The following is a 20,443-nucleotide window of genomic DNA, read 5'->3' on the forward strand; positions in this document are numbered from 1 at the left end:
CACCCTACGAGACTGTGAATCTTTTGTACCGCGTGTCGGGCGAATGTGATTCTCTAGGCAGACTGATCTGCTGGAGAGGATGATGGCTGACGAGGGACTTTTTGGCGAATTGCCGGATCAGTCGGCGCCACGAACCGAAGCGGTGCCGCGGGGTGCACCTCGGCTGCGCGAGCCCGTGCGCAATCAGGTCGAATTGCGGGCGGTCGATATCGACAGCCTGATCGGGCAGGATCATCTGGCCCGGGTGATCTGGGCTTATGTCGAGGGGCTCGACCTGAGCGAGCTGGAAGATCGGGTTAAGGCACGGGAAAACAGGCCGGGCCATCCGGCGCCATCACCCCGGCTGCTGCTGGCGCTTTGGCTGTACGCCACGAGCGATGGCGTTGGCAGCGCGCGGGCGTTGGATCGGCTCTGCGACAGTCACGACGTCTACCGCTGGCTCTGCGGCGGCGTGTCTTTGAACTATCACACACTGTCGGATTTCCGGGTCGGCTGCGCGGACCTGCTGGACCGTTTGCTGGTCGAACATCTGGTGGCTCTGAATGAGGCAGGGCTGATTGATCTGGAGAAGCTGACCCAGGACGGGGTGCGGATACGGGCGAATGCGGGGGCCGGCTCGTTCCGGCGGGAGGCAACGCTCGGCCGGCAGATGGCCCAAGCGAAGGCTGTGGTGGAAGAGCTCAAGCGCGAGGTCGATGCGGATCCGGAAGCCAGCAGCCGGCGTATCAGGGCGGCCAGAGAGCGCGCGGCACGCGAACGCAGTGAGCGGGTGCAGGCTGCGCAGAGGGCTTTGGACGAGATCAAGCGGAAGCGCAAGCAACTCGACGAAAAAGGCGGCAATGGCAAAAAGCCGAAGGAGCCCCGGGCCTCCACCACCGACCCGCAGGCAAGGGTGATGAAGATGGCAGATGCCGGCTTCCGCCCCGCCTACAATGTGCAGGTGGCCAGCGCGGCCGGCGAACTGATCGTGGTCACGGTCGACATCGACAACAACGGATCAGATCGCGGCTTGATGCGGCCGATGCTGGAGCGAACGCGCACTCGGCTGAAGCGCTTGCCGCGTCGCTACCTCGCCGATGGCGGGTTCTGCAGCGGCGAGGACATCGAATGGGCGCACGGTGAAGGCGTCGAGGTCTACTGTCCTCCGCCCAACTCCAGGAGCGGTGTCGATCCCTTTTTACCTCGGAGCAGCGACGGTCCTGGCGTCGCGGCCTGGCGGGCCCGCATGGCCAGCGAAGCCGGCAAGGCACAGTACAAAGCCCGCACGATCTGCGAATGCATCCATGCCCGGTGGCGGAACTGGGACCTCAGGCAATTGACCGTGCGCGGCATCGAGAAGGTCCGTGCCGTCGTGCTCTGGTACGCCCTCACCAACAACATCCTGCAAGGACACCAACTGGCAAAAGCATAGACAGCACAGCCATCCCCCGGCGGTTCGACATCGACGGCCCCCGACATCAGCGCGGGCGCTACCCACTCTTTAATATCGAATGCGGAAATGACTCACAGGCTCTACGAGACCTACGCCGTGGCGGCTTCCGCCATGAACTTCCGCCAGCCCCCATACGCCGTGATATCGCGCGCCTCGCCCAGCACTTCCGGTTCGACGAGAAATCCCTTCACGCTTCTGCCGTCGGCCAGCCGCACCGTCCCGATCGCCATCGGCGCCGGAATCGCATTCACGAACTTGCCGAACGCCGACGGCGACAACGTCCAGATTTCGAGCTCGATCGATGCGCCCTTGCCGGCCGCGACGCGCAACATGCCGGGCTTCGGCGGCGTGGTCGCAAGCGCATAGAGCTCGTAGTCCGGTGCGGTGCTGGTCACCTCGATCAGCTTCGCATTTAGCGCCTTCAACTCCCCGTTCAGCGCCATGCCGGAGAGATGTGCGCCGACGACGGCAATCGGAATCTCGTCGCTGCTGTTTGTGGGAAGGGTCGCAAGCGGCGCCTGCGCCACGCCCTTCGCGCCAACGGTCAGCTTTGTATCCGCATGGAAGATGCGGCCGATGCTTGCGAGCATCCCATCGCGCCCTGCCGGCGCCAGCAGCGTGATGCCGAACGGAACGCCGTCCGCGCGCATCGATGCCGGCACGGCGAGACCGCAGAGATCGAGCAGGTTGACGAAATTGGTGTAGGTGCCGAGCCGGCTGTTGAGCTCGATCGGATTGGCCAACACCTGCGCGGTCGTGTAGGCGGTCGGCGCCGTCGGCAGCACCAGCGCGTCGATGTTGGCGAACGTGCGCTCGGCGATCTTGCGCAGCCCCTGGAGGCGATAAAGCGCGGAGAACGTCTCGGCCGCCGTCAGCCGCGCCCCGGCCGCGGTGATCTCGCGGGTCACGGGATGAATTGAATCGGGCGCAGAGGCCAGCAGATTCTTGATCACGAGATAGCGTTCGGCGACCCACGGCCCCTCATAGAGCAGTCGCGCCGTCTCGTAGAACGGCTCGAGGTCGAACTCGACCAGGGTCGCACCGAGCGCGGTCCAACGCTTCAGCGCATCCGCGTAAGCGGCTTCCGATTTCTTGTCGCCAAAGAAGATCAGCTGCCCGTTGCGCGGGACACCGAGGCGCAGCTTTGTCGGGAAGGGGGTGATCGGCTCTAACGGCCGGTCGCGCGAGAACGGATCGGCCTGGTCGGGGCCGGCCATCACCGAGAGCGCGAGCGCGGCATCGTCGACCGTCAGCGCAAACACCGAGATACAGTCGAGCGTGCGGCAAGCCGGCACCAGGCCCGCGGTCGAGATCATGCCGAGGCTCGGCTTCAGCCCGACGATGTTGTTGAGCATCGCCGGCACGCGGCCGCTGCCGGCGGTGTCGGTGCCGAGCGACAGCGGCACCAGCCCGGCGCCGACGGCCGTCGCCGAGCCCGAGCTCGAGCCGCCGGGAATGAGATCCTCGCGGATGGAATTCTTGGGAATGCCGTAGGGCGAGCGCACGCCGACGAGGCCGGTTGCGAACTGGTCGAGATTGGTCTTGCCGATGATGATCGCGCCGGCGGCGCGCAGCCGCTCCACCGCGGTGGAGTCATGCGTCGGCATGTAGGAGAAGGCCGGACACGCCGCCGTGGTCGGAAATCCCAGCGCGTCGATATTGTCCTTCACAGCGACGGGAATGCCATAGAGCGGCAAGCCGGCGGCATCCGCGCGCGCCGCCAGCTTGTCGGCCTCGGCAACCACGTCCTTCTCGTCGCGCAGGCTGATGAAGACGGCGGGATCGTTGTGCTCGCGGATGCGCTGATAGGTCCGGGCCATGGTTTGCGCCGGCGTGAGCGTGCCCGCGCGATGTGCGGCCACAATCGCGCCGATCGTTTCAGGCTGCTCAGCCCCCAGTTCTACCCCCATGGCGTCAAAACTCCGGCAACATGTCTTCACCCGGAATGAAGCAAGCGATGTGCCATTGTGTACACAATCCGGGCAGGCTGGATGTGTCGGATACTATCGCGAGATCAGTGGGTTGTGGGATGTTTTGCCGATCGATGGGGGCGCGGTCCCGACGCCCCGGAACGGGCATCTGCCCAAATCATGAGCAGTGTTGTTGACGACAACAATTGCCGTGCGGAACATTATGGTCAAAGCGTCCGGAACCAGGCCGCAACCGATCCCGGATACGGGCGAGGAGGAAAATCATGACATCAGCCCTTCGCGGCGACGCTTCGAGCCTGTTCGCAACGCCCAAGACCGTCGCCGAGCATCGCGGCGACGGCAGCATCGTGCTGCGCTCGCAGGATGCCTTGCGCGACAGCGCGCGCTGCATCGGCGACTGGCTGGAGCAGTGGGCGCGGCAAGCGCCAGACAGGATCTTCCTCGCCGAGCGTGATGGCGCCGATACGCCCTGGGCCACCATGACTTACGCGGGTGCCCTGCGGCGGGTGCGTGCGGCAGCGTCGTGGATTCTGGCGCAGGGGTTCAGCGCGGAGCGCCCAATTGTCATTCTCTCCGACAATAGCGTTGACCATGCGCTGCTCGCGCTTGCCGCGCAGCATGTCGGCGTGCCCTCGGCGGCGATCTCGCCGGCCTATTCATTGATGTCGAAGGATTTCGACAAGCTGAAAAGCATGATCGCGCTGCTCGAGCCCGGCGCGATCTATGTTTCCGGGACCAAGCCGTTCGCGGCTGCGCTCGCTGCGATCAAGCCACTGCACACCGCGCAGATCATCAGTGGCAATGCTGGCGACGCTGATGCGCTTGCCTTCCGCGTCGTCACGACAACCCCCGAATCTGCCGATGTCGCGAAGGCCTTTGCCGCGGTGACGCCCGATACGATCGCAAAATTCCTGTTCACCTCGGGCTCGACGGGCGCGCCGAAGGCCGTCATCAACACCCAGCGCATGCTGACCTCGAGCCAGCAGGCCAAGGCGCAGACCTGGACCTTCCTTGAGCGAGGCGGAGGCGACCTCGTTATTCTCGACTGGCTGCCCTGGAGTCACACGTTCGGCGCCAACCACAATTTCAATCTCGTGCTGCGCAATGGTGGCTCGCTCTATATCGACGGCGGCAAGCCCGTGCCCGGCCTTTTTTCAATGTCGCTCGCCAATCTGAAAAGCGTGATGCCGACGGTCTATTTCAACGTGCCGCGCGGCTTCGACATGCTGATCGCGGCGCTACGTGGCGACGAGGAGCTGCGCCGGCGTTTCTTCGGCGAGGTGAAGTTCGCCTTCTATGCCGGTGCTGCGTTGCCGCAGAATCTCTGGGAGGCGCTCGCGCAGCTCTCCGTCGAGACCGTCGGCCGTGCGCTGCCGATGGTCTCCGCCTGGGGCTCGACGGAGACCTCGCCGTTGGCGACCGATTGTCATTTCCTCGCGGAGCGCTCCGGCAATATCGGCGTGCCGATTCCTGGCACGGAGCTCAAGCTCGTCAAATCAGGCGACAAGCTGGAGGTACGGGTGCGCGGTCCCAACGTCACGCCTGGGTATTGGAAAGCGCCGGAGCTGACGAAGCAGGCATTTGACGAAGAGGGCTTCTATCTCATCGGCGATGCCGTGAAGTTTGCGGACCCTGAGCGTCCCGAGCGCGGCCTGTTCTTCGACGGCCGCGTCGCGGAGGATTTCAAGCTCAACTCCGGCACCTGGGTCAGCGTCGGCACGTTGCGCCTTGCCGGCATCGCCGCGCTGGCGCCGCTGGCACAGGACATCGTGGTGTCAGGCGATGGCGGCAGCGAGGTCCGCTTCCTCTTATTTCCGAATATCGCCGCGTGCCGGGCGCATGCTGGCCTGCCCGAAACTGCTGATGTGAGCGACGTGCTGGCGCATGACAAGGTCCGGTCTGCGATCGCGCAGGGCCTGGCCAAACTGAGGCAGCAGAGCGCCAATTCGTCCGGACACGCGACGCGCGCGCTGCTGCTTGCCGAGCCGGCCTCGGTCGATGGCGGTGAGATCACCGACAAGGGTTACATCAATCAGCGTGCCGTGCTGACGCGGCGCGCAGACGCCGTGGCGCGGCTGAACGACGATGCGTCGGCGGATTGGATCGGCTGCGAGCTCACCGGCTAGAGTCGCTGGCGTGCCCGGACGCCAGGCCCAAATATGCCAGCCGTCCTGTCGCAACAGGCTGCACGAATATTTTGTTGCCTTAGCAACTAATTTGTGCGAACCATTCCGAACCAGGAATGACGGCGGGCGAACCGTCGCGTTTGATCTCGGAGGGAACAATGCGCGGCAGCAATGATGTCGTCGGCAAGCGTAGGCGCATGCCAGGAGATGACGCCGGATCGCGCCCGGTGCGCGAGCTGTCAGGTCTCCGTGCTGCCGGTCACGGCGCCGAGATTCTCGTGCAGGCGGCGCAGCAGGTCGATCAGCACCTCGCGTTCGTCCTTGCTGAGGCAGGACAACAGCCGCCGCTCACGCTCGAATGCGGCCACGATCACCTTGTCATGGGTCACGCGCCCCTTCGCTGTCAGCGCGATCGAGTGGGTTCGGCCATCGTCCGGATCAGTGCGGATCGAGACCAATCCCCGCTTCTCCAGGCTCGCCAGCGTTCGGCTCACCGGGCCCTTGTCGAAACCAATGACGTGGCAGATGCGCGAGGCCGGAATTCCGGGTTCGATCGCCAGCAGCGACATGATCCGCCATTCCGTGACGTTGACGCCGAACTCCCGCTGGTAGAGCGCGGTCGCGCTGTTCGAGAGCTTGTTGGCGATGAAGGTGATGAAGGCCGGGACGTAACGGTCGAGATCGAGCGTCGGTCCCGCATCTCTGGGCGAGGGCTTGTGGCGGGCTTTGGTCGAAGACGGTGGCATATCGGCCTTGTGACTCGCGGGGGGCCCGCAGACCTAATGGCAAGCGCCGCCCTTTCACAAGATCAAAATGAGGGAGGCGTTCAATGAGCACATCCGGCTCCGTCGTATCGGGCGTCCCGCATCTCGACGTCGATCCCTTCGCGATGGACTTTTTCGCCGATCCCTATCCGACGCACGAGGTGCTGAGGGAGGCGGGGCCGGTGGTCTATCTCGACAAATGGAATGCCTATGGCGTCGCGCGCTATGCCGAAGTCCATGCCGTTCTGAACGATCCCGCGACCTTCTGCTCCAGCCGCGGCGTCGGCCTATCGGATTTCAAGAAGGAGACGCCGTGGCGGCCGCCGAGCTTGATCCTGGAGGCCGATCCGCCCGCGCACACCCGCACCCGCGCCGTGCTGTCGAAAGTGCTGTCGCCGACCGCAATGAAGCAGGTGCGCGACCGCTTTGCCGCGGCGGCGGAGGAGCGCGTCGATGTCCTGCTGGAGAAGCGCAGCTTCGACGCGATCGCCGATCTTGCGGAAGCCTATCCGCTCTCGATCTTCCCAGATGCGCTCGGCCTGAAGCCCGAAGGCCGCGAGCACCTCATCCCCTATGCGAGCGTCGTGTTCAACGCCTTCGGCCCCCCGAACCGGTTGCGCCAGGAGGCGATCGAACGATCGGCGCCGCATCAGGCCTATGTTGCCGAGCAGTGCCAGCGCGAGAACCTGGCACCCGGCGGCTTTGGGGCCTGCATTCACGCACAGGTCGACGAGGGTGCTATCACGCCCACCGAAGCGCCGCTGCTGGTCCGCTCGCTGCTGTCGGCCGGACTCGACACGACCGTCAACGGCATCGGCGCCGCCGTCTATTGTCTCGCGCGCTTCCCCGAGCAATGGCAGCGCCTGCGCGAGGATCTTTCGCTGGCGCGCGGCGCCTTCGAGGAGGCGGTGCGTTTCGAGTGCCCGGTGCAGACCTTCTTCCGCACCACCACCCGTGAGGTCGAACTCTCAGGTGCGAGAATCGGCGAAGGCGAGAAGGTGCTGATGTTCCTCGCCGCTGCAAATCGCGATCCCCGCCGCTGGGACGACCCCGACAGCTATGACATCACCCGCCGCACCTCCGGCCATGTCGGCTTCGGCTCGGGCATCCACATGTGCGTCGGCCAGCTCGTGGCGCGCCTCGAGGGCGAGGTGATGCTCACGGCGCTGGCGCGGCGCATCGCGAAAATCGAGATTACCAGCGAGCCGAAGCGCCGCTTCAACAACACGCTGCGCGGGCTCGACAGCCTGCCCGTTGCCATCACCCCGGCCTGACAAGGAGCCTCGATGCCCACGATCAGCTTTGTCCATCCCGACGGCAAGTCCGACCGCGTCGAGACCTCGGACGGCGAGAGCGCTATGCAGGTGGCCACCCGCCACGGCTTCGACGGCATCCTGGCCGAATGCGGCGGCAACGCGATGTGCGCGACCTGTCACGTCTATGTCGACGAGAACTGGATCGCCCGCCTGCCCGCGATGGCCGAGGACGAGGACGCGCTGCTCGACGGCACCGCGGCCGCGCGGCTCCCGAACAGCCGGCTGTCCTGCCAGATCAGGATCACACCAGACCTCGACGGACTCGTGCTGAAGCTGCCGGAGCGGCAGGTCTGACGTTTCAAGCGCGGCGGCAACGACCAACGCGGCACATCAGGGGAGGGAATGATGAAGCGACTGAAGTGGACACTCGCTCTGGTGGCGAGCCTGGTCAGTGGCGCGGCCAGCGCCGAGATCTCGGAGAATGTCGTACGCGTCGGCGTGCTCAACGACATCTCTGGCATCTTCCAGGACACCAACGGCATGGGTTCCGTCGAGGCCGCGCGTATGGCGGCCGAGGATTTCAACGGCGGCGGCAAAGGCATCAAGGTCGAGATCGTCTATGCCGATCACCAGAACAAAGCTGATGTCGGCAATGCCATCGCGCGCAAATGGCTCGATGTCGAGGGCGTCGACGCGATCGTTGACGTGCCGAATTCGGCCGTCGGCCTCTCCATCAACACGCTGCTGCGCGACAGCCGCATGACCTTCCTGGCGTCATCGACGGCGAGCTCCGATCTGACCGGCAAGGCGTGCTCGCCCAATACCATCCAATGGGTCAACGATGCCTGGGCGACCGGCAACACCACCGCTGCGGCGATGATGTCGCGCGGCGGCAAGGACTGGTATTTCCTCACGGTCGATTACGCGCTCGGCAAGGGCATCGAGGCGGAGGCGCAGAAGTACATCGAGGGACACGGCGGCAAGGTGCTGGGCTCCTCCAAGCATCCGCTCGGCACCTCCGATTTCGCCTCCTTCCTGCTGCAGGCGCAAAGCTCGAAAGCGCAGGTGATCGGGCTCGCCAATGCAGGCGGCGACACGATCAACGCGGTGAAGCAGGCCGCCGAATTCGCCATCCAGCAGAGCGGCCAGAAGCTCGTCGCCTTCCTGCTCTTCATCAACGACGTTCACGGCATGGGCATCAAGGTGGCGCAGGGCCTCCAGCTCATGGAAGCGTTCTACTGGGACATGAACGACGACACCCGCGCGTTCGCCAAACGCTTTGCCGCCCGGCCCGGCATGAACGGCAAGATGCCGAGCGGCAACCAGGCCGGGGTCTATGCCTCCACACTCGCCTACCTCAACGCGGTCGCCGCCACCGGCAGCGATAGTGCCAAGGATGTCGTGCCCGAGATGAAGAAGTTCAGGGGCAAGGACAAGTTGTTCGGCGACACCACGATTCGCCAGGACGGCCGCGTCGTGCATCCGATGTATCTGTTCGAGGTGAAGAAGCCGGAAGAGTCGAAATATCCGTACGACTATTACAAGCTGGTCTCGACGATTGCCGCCGACCAGGCGTTCCGCCCGTTGGCGGAAGGCGGATGCGAACTGGCCAGGTAAACGGTCTTGTGCCTCCAATGCGGTGCGGCGGCACTTGCCAAAATAAGAAATGGAGGTAATGATTATAGTATATAACTAAATAGGGAGGTCCGCCATGAGGACTTGCTTGATATCAGCCGCCGTGCTGGTCGTGCTTCTGGGATCGACCGCGCTGGCACGCGCCGACGGCGAGCCCTGCTCGTCGGTCACCACCGCTTCGCTCGGTATCTCAAGCGTCGAGATAACCGGGTCCAAAACGCAGGACGCGGCTAACGGTCTCCCCAAGCATTGCATCTTGACGGGGCTTGCCAACCGGCGGACCGGAGCCGACGGGAAGTCCTATGCCATCGGGTTCGAATTGCGATTGCCGGCCGAGTGGAACGGCCGCTTCCTGCATCAGGTCAATGGCGGTAACGACGGCGTCGTCGTGCCCGCTCTCGGCAGCTTGCCCGAGGGCTTAGCCTCCGGTGGGACAGTGCCATTGGCGCGCGGCTTTGCCGTGCTGTCGTCGGATAGTGGCCATTCCGGCTCCGACCCCGCGAACAAGTCGCTGGGCCTGACTGCGGGCGCGGCGTTCGGCCTCGATCCGCAGGCGCGGCGCGACTATGGCTATGCCGCCGACATGACGCTGTCGCCGGTTGCAAAGCAGATCATCGCCCTGCATTACGGGCGCAAGCCGGAACGCTCCTATATGGCGGGATGCTCGAACGGCGGGCGTCACGCCATGGTCGCGGCGTCGCGCATGCCGGAAAATTACGACGGTTTCCTCGTCGGCAATCCTGGCTTCGACCTGCCGCGCGCTGCGATCCAGCACGCCTGGGACGTGCAGGCCTTCCTGAAAGTTGATCCCGATCTGCGCAAGTCCATCACCAAGGAGGATGCCCAGCTCGTTTCGTCCCGCATCACCGAGGCCTGCGACGCGCTCGATGGCGTCAAGGATGGTCTGACCGCCAACCTCGCCGCCTGTCAGAAGGCGTTCGATCTCAAGAGCCTGGTCTGCGCGCCGGGGCAGAATAGCGCCTGTTTGTCCGAAGCCAAGGTCGACGCCCTGAAGATGAGCCTCGCCGGGCCGAAGAATTCGAAAGGTGAGGCGCTCTATTCCGACTGGCCCCTCGACGGCGGCATCGGCACCGGCAATTGGCGCACCTGGAAGGTCGAGAGCCCCATCGCGCCCTGGAACAATTACCCGATCATCGCCACCATGGGCGCAGCGTCGCTGAACTACATCTTCTCGACACCGCCGGTCGTGGTCGAGGGCAGCAACGAGAAGCTGGTCGAGGCACTGAAGGCCTATGATTTCGACAAGGACGCGCCGAAGATTTTCACCAAGGACGCGACCTTCACGGAGTCAGCCATGGACTTCATGACGCCGCCTGACATCGATGATCCCAAGCTCGCCGCGCTCCAGAAGTCCGGCGGCAAGATGCTGATCTATCACGGTCAGGCCGATCCGGTGTTCTCGGTGAACGACAGCATCCGCTGGTACGACCGGCTGAACAAGAACCTGCAGGGGCGCGCCGACGGCGTCGCGCGCCTGTTCACGATTCCCGGTGAAACGCATTGCGGCGGCGGCGTTACCCTCGACAAGTTCGATGCATTGTCCGCGCTGATCGATTGGGTCGAGAAGGGCAAGGCACCCGAGCGCGTCATTGCGTCCGCCAATCCCGCCAACAAGGAAGTCCCCGCGTCCTGGAGCCCGGGCCGGACGCGGCCGCTGTGCCCGTATCCGAGCTACGCCGCGTATTCCGGGCAGGGCGACAGCGAGGACGCCGCGAATTTCGTTTGCAAGGCGCCGTAGCCCGTCGCGCGTCGGGAGGCGCTCGCCCGAACCCAGCGCGGCGCGCAGCGCTGCGCTGCAGAGCCGTGCCCACGGTTCCGGGTCCCGGCTCTGCGTCGCGTCATTTCATGCCGCGCCGGGTCCGGGACACGAGAAGCTTGCCTACACCACCTTGCTGCTGCCCTGCGTGATCAGCCGCGCCGCGCGCTGGTCTCGCGCGTAGATCCACAGCCAGCTCAGCGCGACGCTGAGGCGGTGGCGGAGGCCGATCAGGAAATAGATGTGGGCGACGCCCCAGATCCACCACGCGATGGTGCCGCGCAATTTGACCTTGCCGAAGTCGATCACCGCGAGCCGCTTGCCGATCTGCGCAAGGCTGCCGGCGTGCTTGTAGCGGAACGGGCCGGTCGGCGCGCCCTGCAGCCGCGCCTTGATGGTCGCGGCGACATGCTTGCCCTGCTGCTTCGCCGCCGGTGCGATGCCCGGCACGGGCTTGCCGTTCCAGGCGTTGATGTTGACGGTGTCGCCGATCGCGAAGATTTCGGGATGGCCGGGAATGGTGAGGTCGTCGGCGACCTGCACGCGTCCGGCGCGATCGCTTGGCGCGCCCAGCCATTCGGCGGCGGGCGATGCGCGCACGCCGGCGGCCCAGATTCGCGTCTTGGCCTCCAGCAGCTTGCCGCCGAAGACCACACCATCGCGGTTGATCTCGGTGACGGCCTGTCCGAGCACAACCTCGACTCCGATCTTTTCCAGCGAGGCCTGCGCGTAAGCCGAGAGATCGTCGGGAAAGCCCGCCAGCACGCGCGGGCCCGCTTCGATCAGCACAACGCGCGCCTTGTGGGTATCGATGTTGCGGAAATCCGCCGGCAGGGTGTGATGCGCCATCTCGGCGATGGTGCCGGCGAGCTCGACGCCGGTCGGGCCGGCGCCGACGATGACAAAGGTCAGCCGCGCCGCGCGCTTCGCGGGATCAGTCTCCCGCTCGGCGCGCTCGAACGCCACCAGGATGTGACGGCGCAGCGTGGTCGCGTCTTCCAGCGTCTTCAGTCCCGGCGCCCATGTCTCCCACTCGTCATGGCCGAAATAGGCGTGACGCGCGCCGGTGGCGAGCACCAGCGTGTCGTAAGGCACCTCGCTGCCATCGTCGATCAGCACGCACCGGCGCGCGCTATCGACGCCGCTCACCGTCGCGAACAGCGTCGTCACCTCGCGCCGATCGCGCATGAGATGACGGATCGGCCAGGCGATCTCGCTGGTCGCAAGCGAGGCGGTTGCGACCTGGTAAAGCAGCGGCTGAAACAGATGATGGTTGCGGCGATCGATCAGCGTGATCTCCACCGGCGCGCCGGCAAGCCGGTAGGTCGTCTCCAGCCCGCCGAAGCCGGCGCCGACGATGACGACGCGATGGGGATTTGCGGCCATGATGCACCCTCGAATCTTGCCTCTTCACGCTCTTATTTAAGTGCGGATTGGGTGCCGTGGTCCAATAGCCGTCATCAATGATGGAATAGGCTTGGCGTATCGATATTCCCCGCGAAAAAGCGCCGCAGGCTCGGGCAAAGTAAGTAGAATTATATTTCTTGCCATCTCCATTTAGGGCGAAATATGGTGCAGGGGCGGCGGCTGAGCCATTGGCGGCGCGACAGATTTTGCGTTCAATAGAGACAGGCTCCGGGGCGGCGATCACCCCGTCTTCCGGGGATCAATAATAAGGAGGGGAGTGGTTATGAGGACGGCATTCTGGCTGGCGGGCGCAGCGGCGCTGGTGCTGGCAAATCCGGCATTCGCCGGCGACACCATCAAGATCGGTTTCGTCTCGACCTTCAGCGGCCCGACCGCCGTGATCGGCAACGACATGCGCAACTCGTTCGAACTCGCGCTCGATCATCTCGGACGCAAGATGGGCGGCAAGCCGGTCGAGGTGATCTATGAGGACGATGGCCAGAAGCCCGATGTCGGCAAGCAGAAGACCGAGAAGCTGGTTCAGTCCGACAAGGTCGATTTCCTGGTCGGCTACATCTGGTCGAACGTGCTGCTCGCCTCGCTCAAGACCGCGGTGGATTCGCAGACCTTTCTGATCTCGGCCAATGCGGGTCCCTCGCAGCTCGCGGGCGAGCTGTGTAGCCCTTACGTGTTCTCGACCTCCTGGCAGAACGACCAGACGCCGGCCGCCATGGGCCTTTACATGAATGCGAACGGGGTCAAGAGCGTGTTTCTGATCGGCCCGAACTACGCCGCCGGCAAGGATATGCTCGCCGGCCTGAAGAGCACGTTCAAGGGCGAGATCAAGGGCGAGGAATACACTGTCTGGCCGAGCCAGCTCGACTTCTCTGCGGAGCTGGCGAAAGCCCGTGCCTCCGGCGCCGAATCGATCTTCGTGTTCTATCCCGGTGCGGCCGGCGCGCAGTTCCTCAATCAATACGTCCAGGCCGGCATGAAGAGCACCATGCCGCTCTACACCGCCTTCACCGTCGACGAGACGACGCTGCCGTTGCAGAAGGAGAACGCGTTCGGTGTGCCCGGCGCGCAGGAATGGGTGAACGATCTGCCGAACGAGCAGAACAAGAAGTTCGTTGCCGACTACCGCGCGAAATATCCGAATGCCCGGCCGAGCTATTACGGCGCGCAGGCCTATGATGCGGCGCAGCTCATCAACAGCGCGGTGGTCGCCGTCGGCGGTGACACGACCAAGAAGGACGCGATGAAGGCCGAGATGGAGAAGGCCAACTTCAAGTCGCTGCGCGGTTCATTCAAATATGGCAACAACCACATCCCGATCCAGAACTTCTATCTGCAGGACGTGGTGAAGGGCGCCGGTGGCGAGCTCACGCTGAAGACCGTCGCCACCATCGTCACCAACGATCAGGACCGCTTCCACGACAAGTGCCCGATGAAGTGAGGGCTCTCTCCCTCTCCCCGCACTTGGCTCGCCGAAGCGCTTGGCGAAGGCGGATGCGGGGAGACGACTCTCTCCGCCGTCATTGCGAGCGCAGCGAAGCAATCCAGAGTCTTTCCGAGGAGGGATTCTGGATTGCTTCGCTGCGCTCGCAATGACGCGTGGATAGAGCCTACACCCTCGGCATGCTCGCAGGCCGCACCTCGCGCGCTTGCGCCGCGAGCCTGATGCCGGCATTGGGCGCACCAAATCCTTGATAGCTCCGCCGCTCGACGATCTCGAAGAAGAAGCGCTCGTCGAAAATGTGGGTGTAGACCTGGAAGAATTCGCCGTCGCCCTCGCGGTCGTAGAGGATGTGATTGGCGCGGAGCTTGGCCATGACATCGGGGACGAGGTCGTATTTGGCTTCGATGTCGTCGTAGTAATTGTCAGGGATATCCAGGAAGCCGGCGCCGCGTGCGCGCATCGCCGCGACGGTGGCGAAGATATCCTCGCACGCAAAGGCGACGTGCTGCACGCCTGAGCCGAAAAACTCCGAGATGAAGCGGGCCGGCAGCGTGCGGTTGGCGGAGGAGCCGTTGACGACGAAGCGCAGGCTCTGGTCGCCATTGATGAGGGCCTGGCTCTGCACGAGGCCTCTGGGGTCGGCGATCTCCATCTGCGGCAGCCGCTTGAGGTCGAGAATGCCGGTGTAGAACAGTAGCCAGGACAGCATCTCATCATAGGGCATCGACTGCGCGATGTGGTCGACCGCGATCAGCGCATCGGCGCTTGCGTTGCTCGCGACGGGCTCGAAATCCGTGTCCCAGTTCTTGCCGGCCTGGTCGAGGAAATAGAGCAGGCTGCCGCCGACGCCGTGGATCGCGGGGATCTCCAGCTCGCCCGGCCCGACCGGTTGGTAGAAGGTGCGCGCCTTCAGCGTTTCGGCCCGCTGCATGGCAAGGCCGGCATTGTCGACGTCGAGCGCGATGGCGCACACGCCGGGGCCGTGCGTGACATAGTGCGAATGCGCAAAGCCGTCGGTCTCGGAATTGATCACGAGCTCGACCTTGCCTTGCGACCAGCGCTCCACCGCTTTGCTGCGATGCTTGCCGGTCTTGCGGAAGCCGAGCTGCGAAAACAATCGCGCGAGCTCGCCGGCCTTGGTTTCGTTGACGGCGAATTCGATGAAGCCGGTGCCGCTGCTCTTGGGCTTCGGCGCCAGGGGCTCGCCGACGAGCTTTGGCCAGTCCGGTGCGAGCTGGTCCTGCAGCAGGATCAGCGAGCGCAGGCCGTCGACCGCGGTCTGTGCCGCGGAGCCGGCGCGGAACTGGTCGTTGAAGATCTCCAGCGACCAAGGCCCGGAGTAACCGGTTGCGGCGATCGCCTGCATGAATTCGCCGACCGGCAAATCCCCCTGGCCAGGGAAGGAGCGGAAGTGCCGGCTCCATGACAGGATGTCGAGCTCGAGCTTCGGCGCGTCGGCGAGCTGGACCAGAAAGATCTTGTCGCCGGGGATCGAGGCCATGGCGCGAACCGGGAAGCCCGGTGCCAGCGCGTGAAAAGAGTCGAGAATGACGCCGATCGCGGGATGATCGGCACGCCGCACGATCTCCCACGCATCGCGATAGTCGTTGACGTGCCGGCCCCAGGCCAGCGCCTCATAGCCGACGCGCAGGCCCCGCTTGGCAGCGCGGTCGCCGAGCTCGCGAAAATCGTCGGCCGCGCGGTCGATGCCGCCGAGCGAGTGAGGGGACACGTTGGAGCAAATTAGCAAGAGATCGGTGCCGAGCTCCTGCATCAGTTCGAACTTGCGCTCGGCGCGGGCAAAGTTGCGCGCGCGCTGCGGCTCCGGCATACCCTCGAAATCACGGAACGGCTGGTAGGCGCAGATCTCGAGATTGAGGTCCTTGCAGAGCTTTGCGATGTCGCGCGGCTTCGAACCGAACGACAACAGGTCGTTCTCAAAAATCTCGACCGCCTCGTAGCCTGCCGATGCGATGGCACGCAGCTTTTCGTCGAGGGCGCCCGAGAGGGAAACGGTGGCGATCGAGCGTTTGTTCATGCTGTAGTTTCCTCCATGGCGCCCCCGAGAAAGAGCTGGCCGATGCGTGGGTCGTTCAGGATGCGCTGCGCCTTGTCGACCATGCGGGTCTGGCCGAGCTCGAGCACGACGCCGATATCAGAAATTTCCAGCGCCGAGCGCGCGTTCTGCTCGATCATCAGGATGGTGACGCCGCGGTCGCGCAAATTCTTCAGGATATCGAAGGTCTGCTGCACCATCAGCGGCGACAGCCCGATCGAGGGCTCGTCGATCAGTACCAGCTTCGGCTCGAGCAGCAGCGAGCGAGCGATTTCGAGCTGTTTCTGCTCGCCGCCGGACAAGGTCGAGGCCTGCTGGGCCGATTTGCGGCGCAGCGCCGGAAACAGGTCGAGGGCGGCCTCGATCCGCGTCGGCAGATCGATGCCCTTGCCGGCGGCGACGCCGCCGAGCTCGATATTGTGGCGGACCGAGAGCTCGGGAAAGATATTGCGGCCCTGCGGCACGTAGCAGATGCCGGCATTGAGCAGCGCGCGCTGATTCAAGTTTGTGACGTCGCGGCCTGCGAAGCTGATCTTGCCTTCGCGGAGCTTCAGGAGACCGAAGATCGCCTTGAACACGGTGGACTTGCCGGCGCCGTTGGGGCCGATGATCGTGGTGATGGTCGCGGACGGCACCGAGAATGTGGTGCCATTCAAGATTGTCATCTTGCCGTAGCCGCCGACGAGGTTGTGAACCGAGAGGATCGGGTCGCTCATGGTCAGTGTCCCAAATAGGCTTCGATCACGGCCGGGTTCTTCCGGACCTCGTCCGGACGTCCCATCGCCAGCACCTTGCCTTCCGCCATCACTATCACGCGCGAGCACAACGACATCACGAATTCCATGTTGTGCTCGATCACGACGAACGTGGCGTTCTTGTCGCGGTTGATGGCGACCAGCCGCTCTTTCAGATCGGCCAGCATCGACGGGTTGACACCGCCGGCGGGCTCATCGAGCAGCACCAGGCGCGGGCCGCCCATGAACGCCATGGCGGCATCGAGCAGTTTCTGCTGGCCGTAGGAGAGGCCGCCGGCAGGCTCAGCCGCGAGATGATCGAGCTTGAAGAAGCCGATCATCTGGTTGGCGGCATCCGTCAGCCCGGCATCGGAGCGGCCGACGAGGCGCGAGGCCATGTTACCCTGATGCTCCTGACCCGCCAGGATCAGGTTCTCGCGCACCGAGAGTTTTGGAAAGACCTGCAAGAGCTGGAAGGTGCGGCTCACGCCGAGCTTGTTGAGCTCGGAGGGGCGGAGGCCCGTGACCACCTTGCCGTCGAGCTTGACCTCACCCCCCGATGGCGTGAGCTGGCCGAGGATGCAGTTGAACAAGGTCGACTTGCCGCAGCCGTTCGGGCCGATCAGGCCGAGGATCTCGCCTTCGCGGACATCGAAGCTGACGCCGTCGACCGCGTGGATGCCGCCAAAGCTTTTCTTGATATTGGTGACTTCGAGCACCGCACTCATTGCGCCGTCTCCAGGCGGGATTTGGCGACGGCGCGCAGCGTGGACGCCGCCTTGGTGCGCCGCGCGGCCATGTAGCGGTCGAGGATTCCCAGGATGCCGGTCGGCGACCAGATCAGCAGCCCCATCACAGCCAGCGCGTAGAGCATCAGATAATAGCCCTCGGTGAAGCGCAGCCACTCCGGCAGCAGCACCGCGATCATCGCCCCCAGGAACGGACCGAAATAGAAGCCGGCGCCGCCGACGATCACCATCATCAAGAGGTCGAGCGAGAGCGACAGGTTGAACGGAACAGGATCGATATATTGCGTCAGCGGCGCATAGAGCGCGCCGGCGACGCCGCCGAGCGCCGAGCCGATCGCGAACGCCATCAGCGTATAGCGGNGGCGGGTGTCGATGCCGAGTGACTGGGCCCGCAATGGATTCTCGCGCAGTGCCATGAAGGCGCGGCCCCAGGGCGAACGGATCAGCCACCACACCGCCAGCGAGACGATCGCAAGCGAGCCGAGGCAGACATAATAGAACGGCAGTGGCTTGTTGGTCGCGATGCCGAAGAGGTGTGGTCGCGGAATGTTGGAGATGCCGTAGATGCCGCCGGTGAGCCAGCTCTCGTTGCGAAACACCAGGAAGGCCAGGGTCGAGAAGGCGAGGGTGACGAAGGCAAGGTAATGGTGCTGCACCCGCAGCGCCGGATAGCCGAGCACCCAGCCGACCGCGAAGCTCAAGACGATCGCGACTGCAATCGCGGCCGGCAGCGGCCAGCCATGCGTGGTCATGATCGCGGCGGCATAGGCGCCGATACCGACGAAGGCGCCCTGCGCCAGCGAGACCTGGCCGGCATAGCCCAGCGTGAGGTTGAGGCCCATGGCGGCGATCGTCATCACCGCCCATTGGCTGAGGATGAACAGGCCGTAGCGGTTGAAGTTCATGGGGATGACGATCAGGCCGGCAATGACGACGAGGCCGAGCGCGATCTTCAGGGGCTTTGCAAAACCGCTCATACCGTGCGCTCCTCGGCGCGGCCGAGCAGTCCTTGCGGCCTGAACAGGATGACGGCGATCAGGAAGATCATTGGCACGGCGGCGCGGTACTGCGTCGAGACATAGGCGGCCGCGAGATTGTCGAGCACGCCGATCAGGAGGCCGCCGATGATCGCGCCGCGCACCTGGTTGAAGCCGCCGACGATCGCCGCGATGAAGGCGGCTTGGCCGAGCACTTCACCGCTGGAAAATTTCGCCAGATAGATCGGCGTGATCAGCAGCGAGGCCAGCGCGACCAGGAAGGCGTTGATCAGGAAGGTCAGCAGGATCATGCGCTCGACCGGCACGCCGATGATGCGCGCGACGGTCGGATTCTGCGCTGCGGCCTGCATCTGATGACCAAGCGACGTGCGGTTGAGCAGCGTGGTCAGGCAGAGCACCGCCAGAATGGCGACGACGAGCACGCCGAGGCTTTGCAGCGACACGGCATGGCCGAGGACGGAGATATCGCCGGTCGGCACGATTGACGGAAACGGCGAGGCCTCGGCGCTGAAGAACTGCTTCACGGCTTCCTTCATGCCAATGGCGAGCGCCATGGTCGCGATTGCCAGCGGCAGCACGCCATGGCGCATCATCGGGTCGACCAGCAGCATCTTGAAGGCGAGGCCCAGCAGGATCATCGAGAGCAGGATGCCGAGGATGCTCGCGAGCCAGAACGGCGCGCCCACATGCATTGCCGCCAGCATCAGGAATGCCGGCAGCATCACGAACTCGCCTTGCGCGAAATTGATGGTCTGCGAGGTCTGCCACAGCAGCGTGAAGCCAACCGCAACCAGCGCATAGATCGCGCCAGTGGCGAGGCCCGCGACCAGGAGATCGAACAGGTTGGACATCTTCCTCTCTCGTGCCGCTCGCTCGCCCCGCTCTATCATCTCCCTCTCCCCGCAAGAGCGGGGCGAGGGAGAAGAGAGGCGAAGATCACTTCAGCTTCGGCAGCACCTGCTTCACCACCTGCTTGCCTTCAACCACCTCAACCAGGAAGCTCTGCCGATCGATGTCGCCATTCTGGTCGAAGCTGACGTCCATCAGAATGCCCGGCTCCTCGGAGGCCTTGATGGTCAAGCCGTGCAGCGTATCGGCGAAGGCCTTGGGATCGACCTTGCCCATCTTCTCGGTGGTGGCTTTCACCATGTAGACGGCGAGGTAGCCCTTCAGTCCGTTGTGATCAGGCACATAGTTGTACTTCTTCGAGAAGCGATCGCGGAAACCCTTGATCAGGTCGACCGGCGCATCCGTGGTGAGGCCGACATGGCCGCGCGCGCCGTTGGCGGCGTCCCCGGCGAGCTCGATCACCTTCTGGCCGATCAGCGTTGTCTCGCCCATCAACGGCGCGGCCACGCTCTGGCGCTTCAGCTCCTTCAGGATACGCGCGCTCTCTTCTTCGTTGAGGTAGACGAAGACGGCGTCGGGATTGGCGGCCTTGATCTTGCCGACGTCGGCGGCGAAATCGGCCTGGCCCGCTTCAGTGGAGAGATCGGCGACCACCTTTGAGCCGAGACGCTCCAGCTCCTTGATCACGACGTCACGTCCGCCGCGGCCGAAATCATTGTTGACCCAGACCACTGCGACCGACTTCGCCTTCATGTCGTCGTGGATGTACTTTGCGACCTTCGGCATCGAGGATTGCTGGCCGAACGAGGTGCGGAACAGGAACTTGTTGCCCGCTTGCGTCAACTCGGCGGCTTCGCCGCCCATGATCTGGGTGATGCCGGCTTCGGCGGCGAGCGGGGCGGTGACCTTCACCGAGCCGGAATAGCCGGGGCCGAGCAGCACATAGGGCTCTGCGTCGAGCGCCTTCTGCACCTGCGCGCGCGCCACGCCGGGGTTGGACTGCGAGTCGGCATGGGTGACTTCGAGCTTGCGGCCGAGAATGCCGCCTTTGGCATTAATCTCCTCCACCGCGAGGTCGATGCCGTTTTTCCAGTTGGTGCCGACGGTTGCGCCGCCACCCGACAACTCGGCGACGTCGGCGAGCTTGATCGTCTGCGCCAAGGCGCCCGTGGTCGTGATGGCAGTGAGCAGCGCGCCCACCAATAGCGTTGATTTCATCGTCCTCTCCTCCCGTATCATCTTTGCAAGCGGGCCTTGTGTCCGGCCGCTT

The 20,443-nt window shown here is 64.4% G+C and carries 16 protein-coding genes and 1 pseudogene; 7 read left to right on the plus strand and 10 right to left on the minus strand.

Features of this window, described 5'->3' with window-relative positions:
• The first annotated feature begins 79 nt into the window (after positions 1-79).
• Entirely contained in the window at positions 80-1,411 is a 1,332-nt protein-coding gene (locus AOQ71_RS09645) for an IS1182 family transposase (protein WP_057742559.1), read from the plus strand.
• A gap of 110 nt (positions 1,412-1,521) precedes the next feature.
• On the opposite strand, the gene atzF is transcribed toward AOQ71_RS09645, so the two are convergent.
• Positions 1,522-3,342 carry an allophanate hydrolase gene (atzF, locus tag AOQ71_RS09650; RefSeq protein WP_057745046.1) on the minus strand — a complete coding sequence of 607 codons (1,821 nt, stop codon included), beginning with the start codon at positions 3,340-3,342 and terminating at the stop codon, positions 1,522-1,524.
• Between the two features lie 284 nt (positions 3,343-3,626).
• Between atzF and AOQ71_RS09655 the strand changes: the two genes are divergently transcribed.
• A complete protein-coding gene (locus AOQ71_RS09655; RefSeq protein WP_057745049.1) occupies positions 3,627-5,489 on the plus strand; it encodes a feruloyl-CoA synthase in 1,863 nt (620 codons plus the stop codon).
• A 239-nt stretch (positions 5,490-5,728) separates the two neighbouring features.
• Here AOQ71_RS09655 and AOQ71_RS09660 read toward each other — a convergent pair whose 3' ends face one another.
• The gene (locus tag AOQ71_RS09660) at positions 5,729-6,235 is read right to left on the minus strand and encodes a MarR family winged helix-turn-helix transcriptional regulator (RefSeq protein WP_057745052.1); all 507 of its coding nucleotides are present in this window, start codon (positions 6,233-6,235) and stop codon (positions 5,729-5,731) included.
• Positions 6,236-6,318: 83 nt separating this feature from the next.
• Between AOQ71_RS09660 and AOQ71_RS09665 the strand changes: the two genes are divergently transcribed.
• The 4 genes from AOQ71_RS09665 to AOQ71_RS09680 all read left to right on the plus strand — a co-directional run bounded on the left by AOQ71_RS09665 (position 6,319) and on the right by AOQ71_RS09680 (position 10,903).
• On the plus strand, positions 6,319-7,527 hold the full coding sequence (locus AOQ71_RS09665) for a cytochrome P450 (protein ID WP_057745055.1): 1,209 nt from the start codon (positions 6,319-6,321) through the stop codon (positions 7,525-7,527).
• Positions 7,528-7,539: 12 nt separating this feature from the next.
• On the plus strand, positions 7,540-7,863 hold the full coding sequence (locus tag AOQ71_RS09670) for a 2Fe-2S iron-sulfur cluster-binding protein (RefSeq protein WP_057745058.1): 324 nt from the start codon (positions 7,540-7,542) through the stop codon (positions 7,861-7,863).
• A 51-nt stretch (positions 7,864-7,914) separates the two neighbouring features.
• Entirely contained in the window at positions 7,915-9,126 is a 1,212-nt protein-coding gene (locus AOQ71_RS09675; RefSeq protein WP_057745424.1) for an ABC transporter substrate-binding protein, read from the plus strand.
• Between the two features lie 94 nt (positions 9,127-9,220).
• Entirely contained in the window at positions 9,221-10,903 is a 1,683-nt protein-coding gene (locus AOQ71_RS09680; protein ID WP_057745061.1) for a tannase/feruloyl esterase family alpha/beta hydrolase, read from the plus strand.
• A gap of 141 nt (positions 10,904-11,044) precedes the next feature.
• Here the strand turns inward: AOQ71_RS09680 and AOQ71_RS09685 are convergent, their stop codons facing one another.
• Positions 11,045-12,307 (minus strand): NAD(P)/FAD-dependent oxidoreductase, encoded by a 1,263-nt coding sequence (locus AOQ71_RS09685; RefSeq protein ID WP_057745065.1) that lies wholly within the window; start codon positions 12,305-12,307, stop codon positions 11,045-11,047.
• Between the two features lie 304 nt (positions 12,308-12,611).
• On the opposite strand from AOQ71_RS09685, the gene AOQ71_RS09690 reads away from it, so the two are divergent.
• Complete coding sequence (locus tag AOQ71_RS09690; protein ID WP_057745068.1) at positions 12,612-13,784, plus strand: ABC transporter substrate-binding protein; 1,173 nt, start codon at positions 12,612-12,614, stop codon at positions 13,782-13,784.
• Positions 13,785-13,953: 169 nt separating this feature from the next.
• On the opposite strand, the gene AOQ71_RS09695 is transcribed toward AOQ71_RS09690, so the two are convergent.
• The 7 genes and pseudogenes from AOQ71_RS09695 to AOQ71_RS09720 all read right to left on the minus strand — a co-directional run bounded on the left by AOQ71_RS09695 (position 13,954) and on the right by AOQ71_RS09720 (position 20,391).
• Complete coding sequence (locus AOQ71_RS09695; protein ID WP_057745071.1) at positions 13,954-15,825, minus strand: bifunctional sugar phosphate isomerase/epimerase/4-hydroxyphenylpyruvate dioxygenase family protein; 1,872 nt, start codon at positions 15,823-15,825, stop codon at positions 13,954-13,956.
• On the minus strand, positions 15,822-16,559 hold the full coding sequence (locus AOQ71_RS09700) for an ABC transporter ATP-binding protein (protein WP_057745075.1): 738 nt from the start codon (positions 16,557-16,559) through the stop codon (positions 15,822-15,824). Before AOQ71_RS09700 ends, AOQ71_RS09695 begins: the two co-directional genes overlap by 4 nt.
• Before the next feature lie 2 nt (positions 16,560-16,561).
• Entirely contained in the window at positions 16,562-17,305 is a 744-nt protein-coding gene (locus tag AOQ71_RS09705) for an ABC transporter ATP-binding protein (RefSeq protein WP_057745078.1), read from the minus strand.
• A partial coding sequence (locus tag AOQ71_RS47565; RefSeq protein WP_430648615.1) for an ABC transporter permease subunit occupies positions 17,302-17,686 on the minus strand: 385 nt, incomplete at its 5' end. The genes AOQ71_RS09705 and AOQ71_RS47565, both read right to left, overlap by 4 nt.
• Before the next feature lies 1 nt (position 17,687).
• Positions 17,688-18,303 (minus strand): annotated as a pseudogene (locus AOQ71_RS47570) (branched-chain amino acid ABC transporter permease); the annotation flags it as partial.
• Positions 18,300-19,175 (minus strand): branched-chain amino acid ABC transporter permease, encoded by an 876-nt coding sequence (locus tag AOQ71_RS09715; protein ID WP_057745084.1) that lies wholly within the window; start codon positions 19,173-19,175, stop codon positions 18,300-18,302. The pseudogene AOQ71_RS47570 and the gene AOQ71_RS09715, both read right to left, overlap by 4 nt.
• An 85-nt stretch (positions 19,176-19,260) precedes the next feature.
• Entirely contained in the window at positions 19,261-20,391 is a 1,131-nt protein-coding gene (locus AOQ71_RS09720) for an ABC transporter substrate-binding protein (RefSeq protein ID WP_057745088.1), read from the minus strand.
• Positions 20,392-20,443 lie beyond the last annotated feature (52 nt).

The organism is Bradyrhizobium manausense (assembly GCF_001440035.1).
Classification (GTDB): Bacteria; Pseudomonadota; Alphaproteobacteria; order Rhizobiales; family Xanthobacteraceae; genus Bradyrhizobium; species Bradyrhizobium manausense.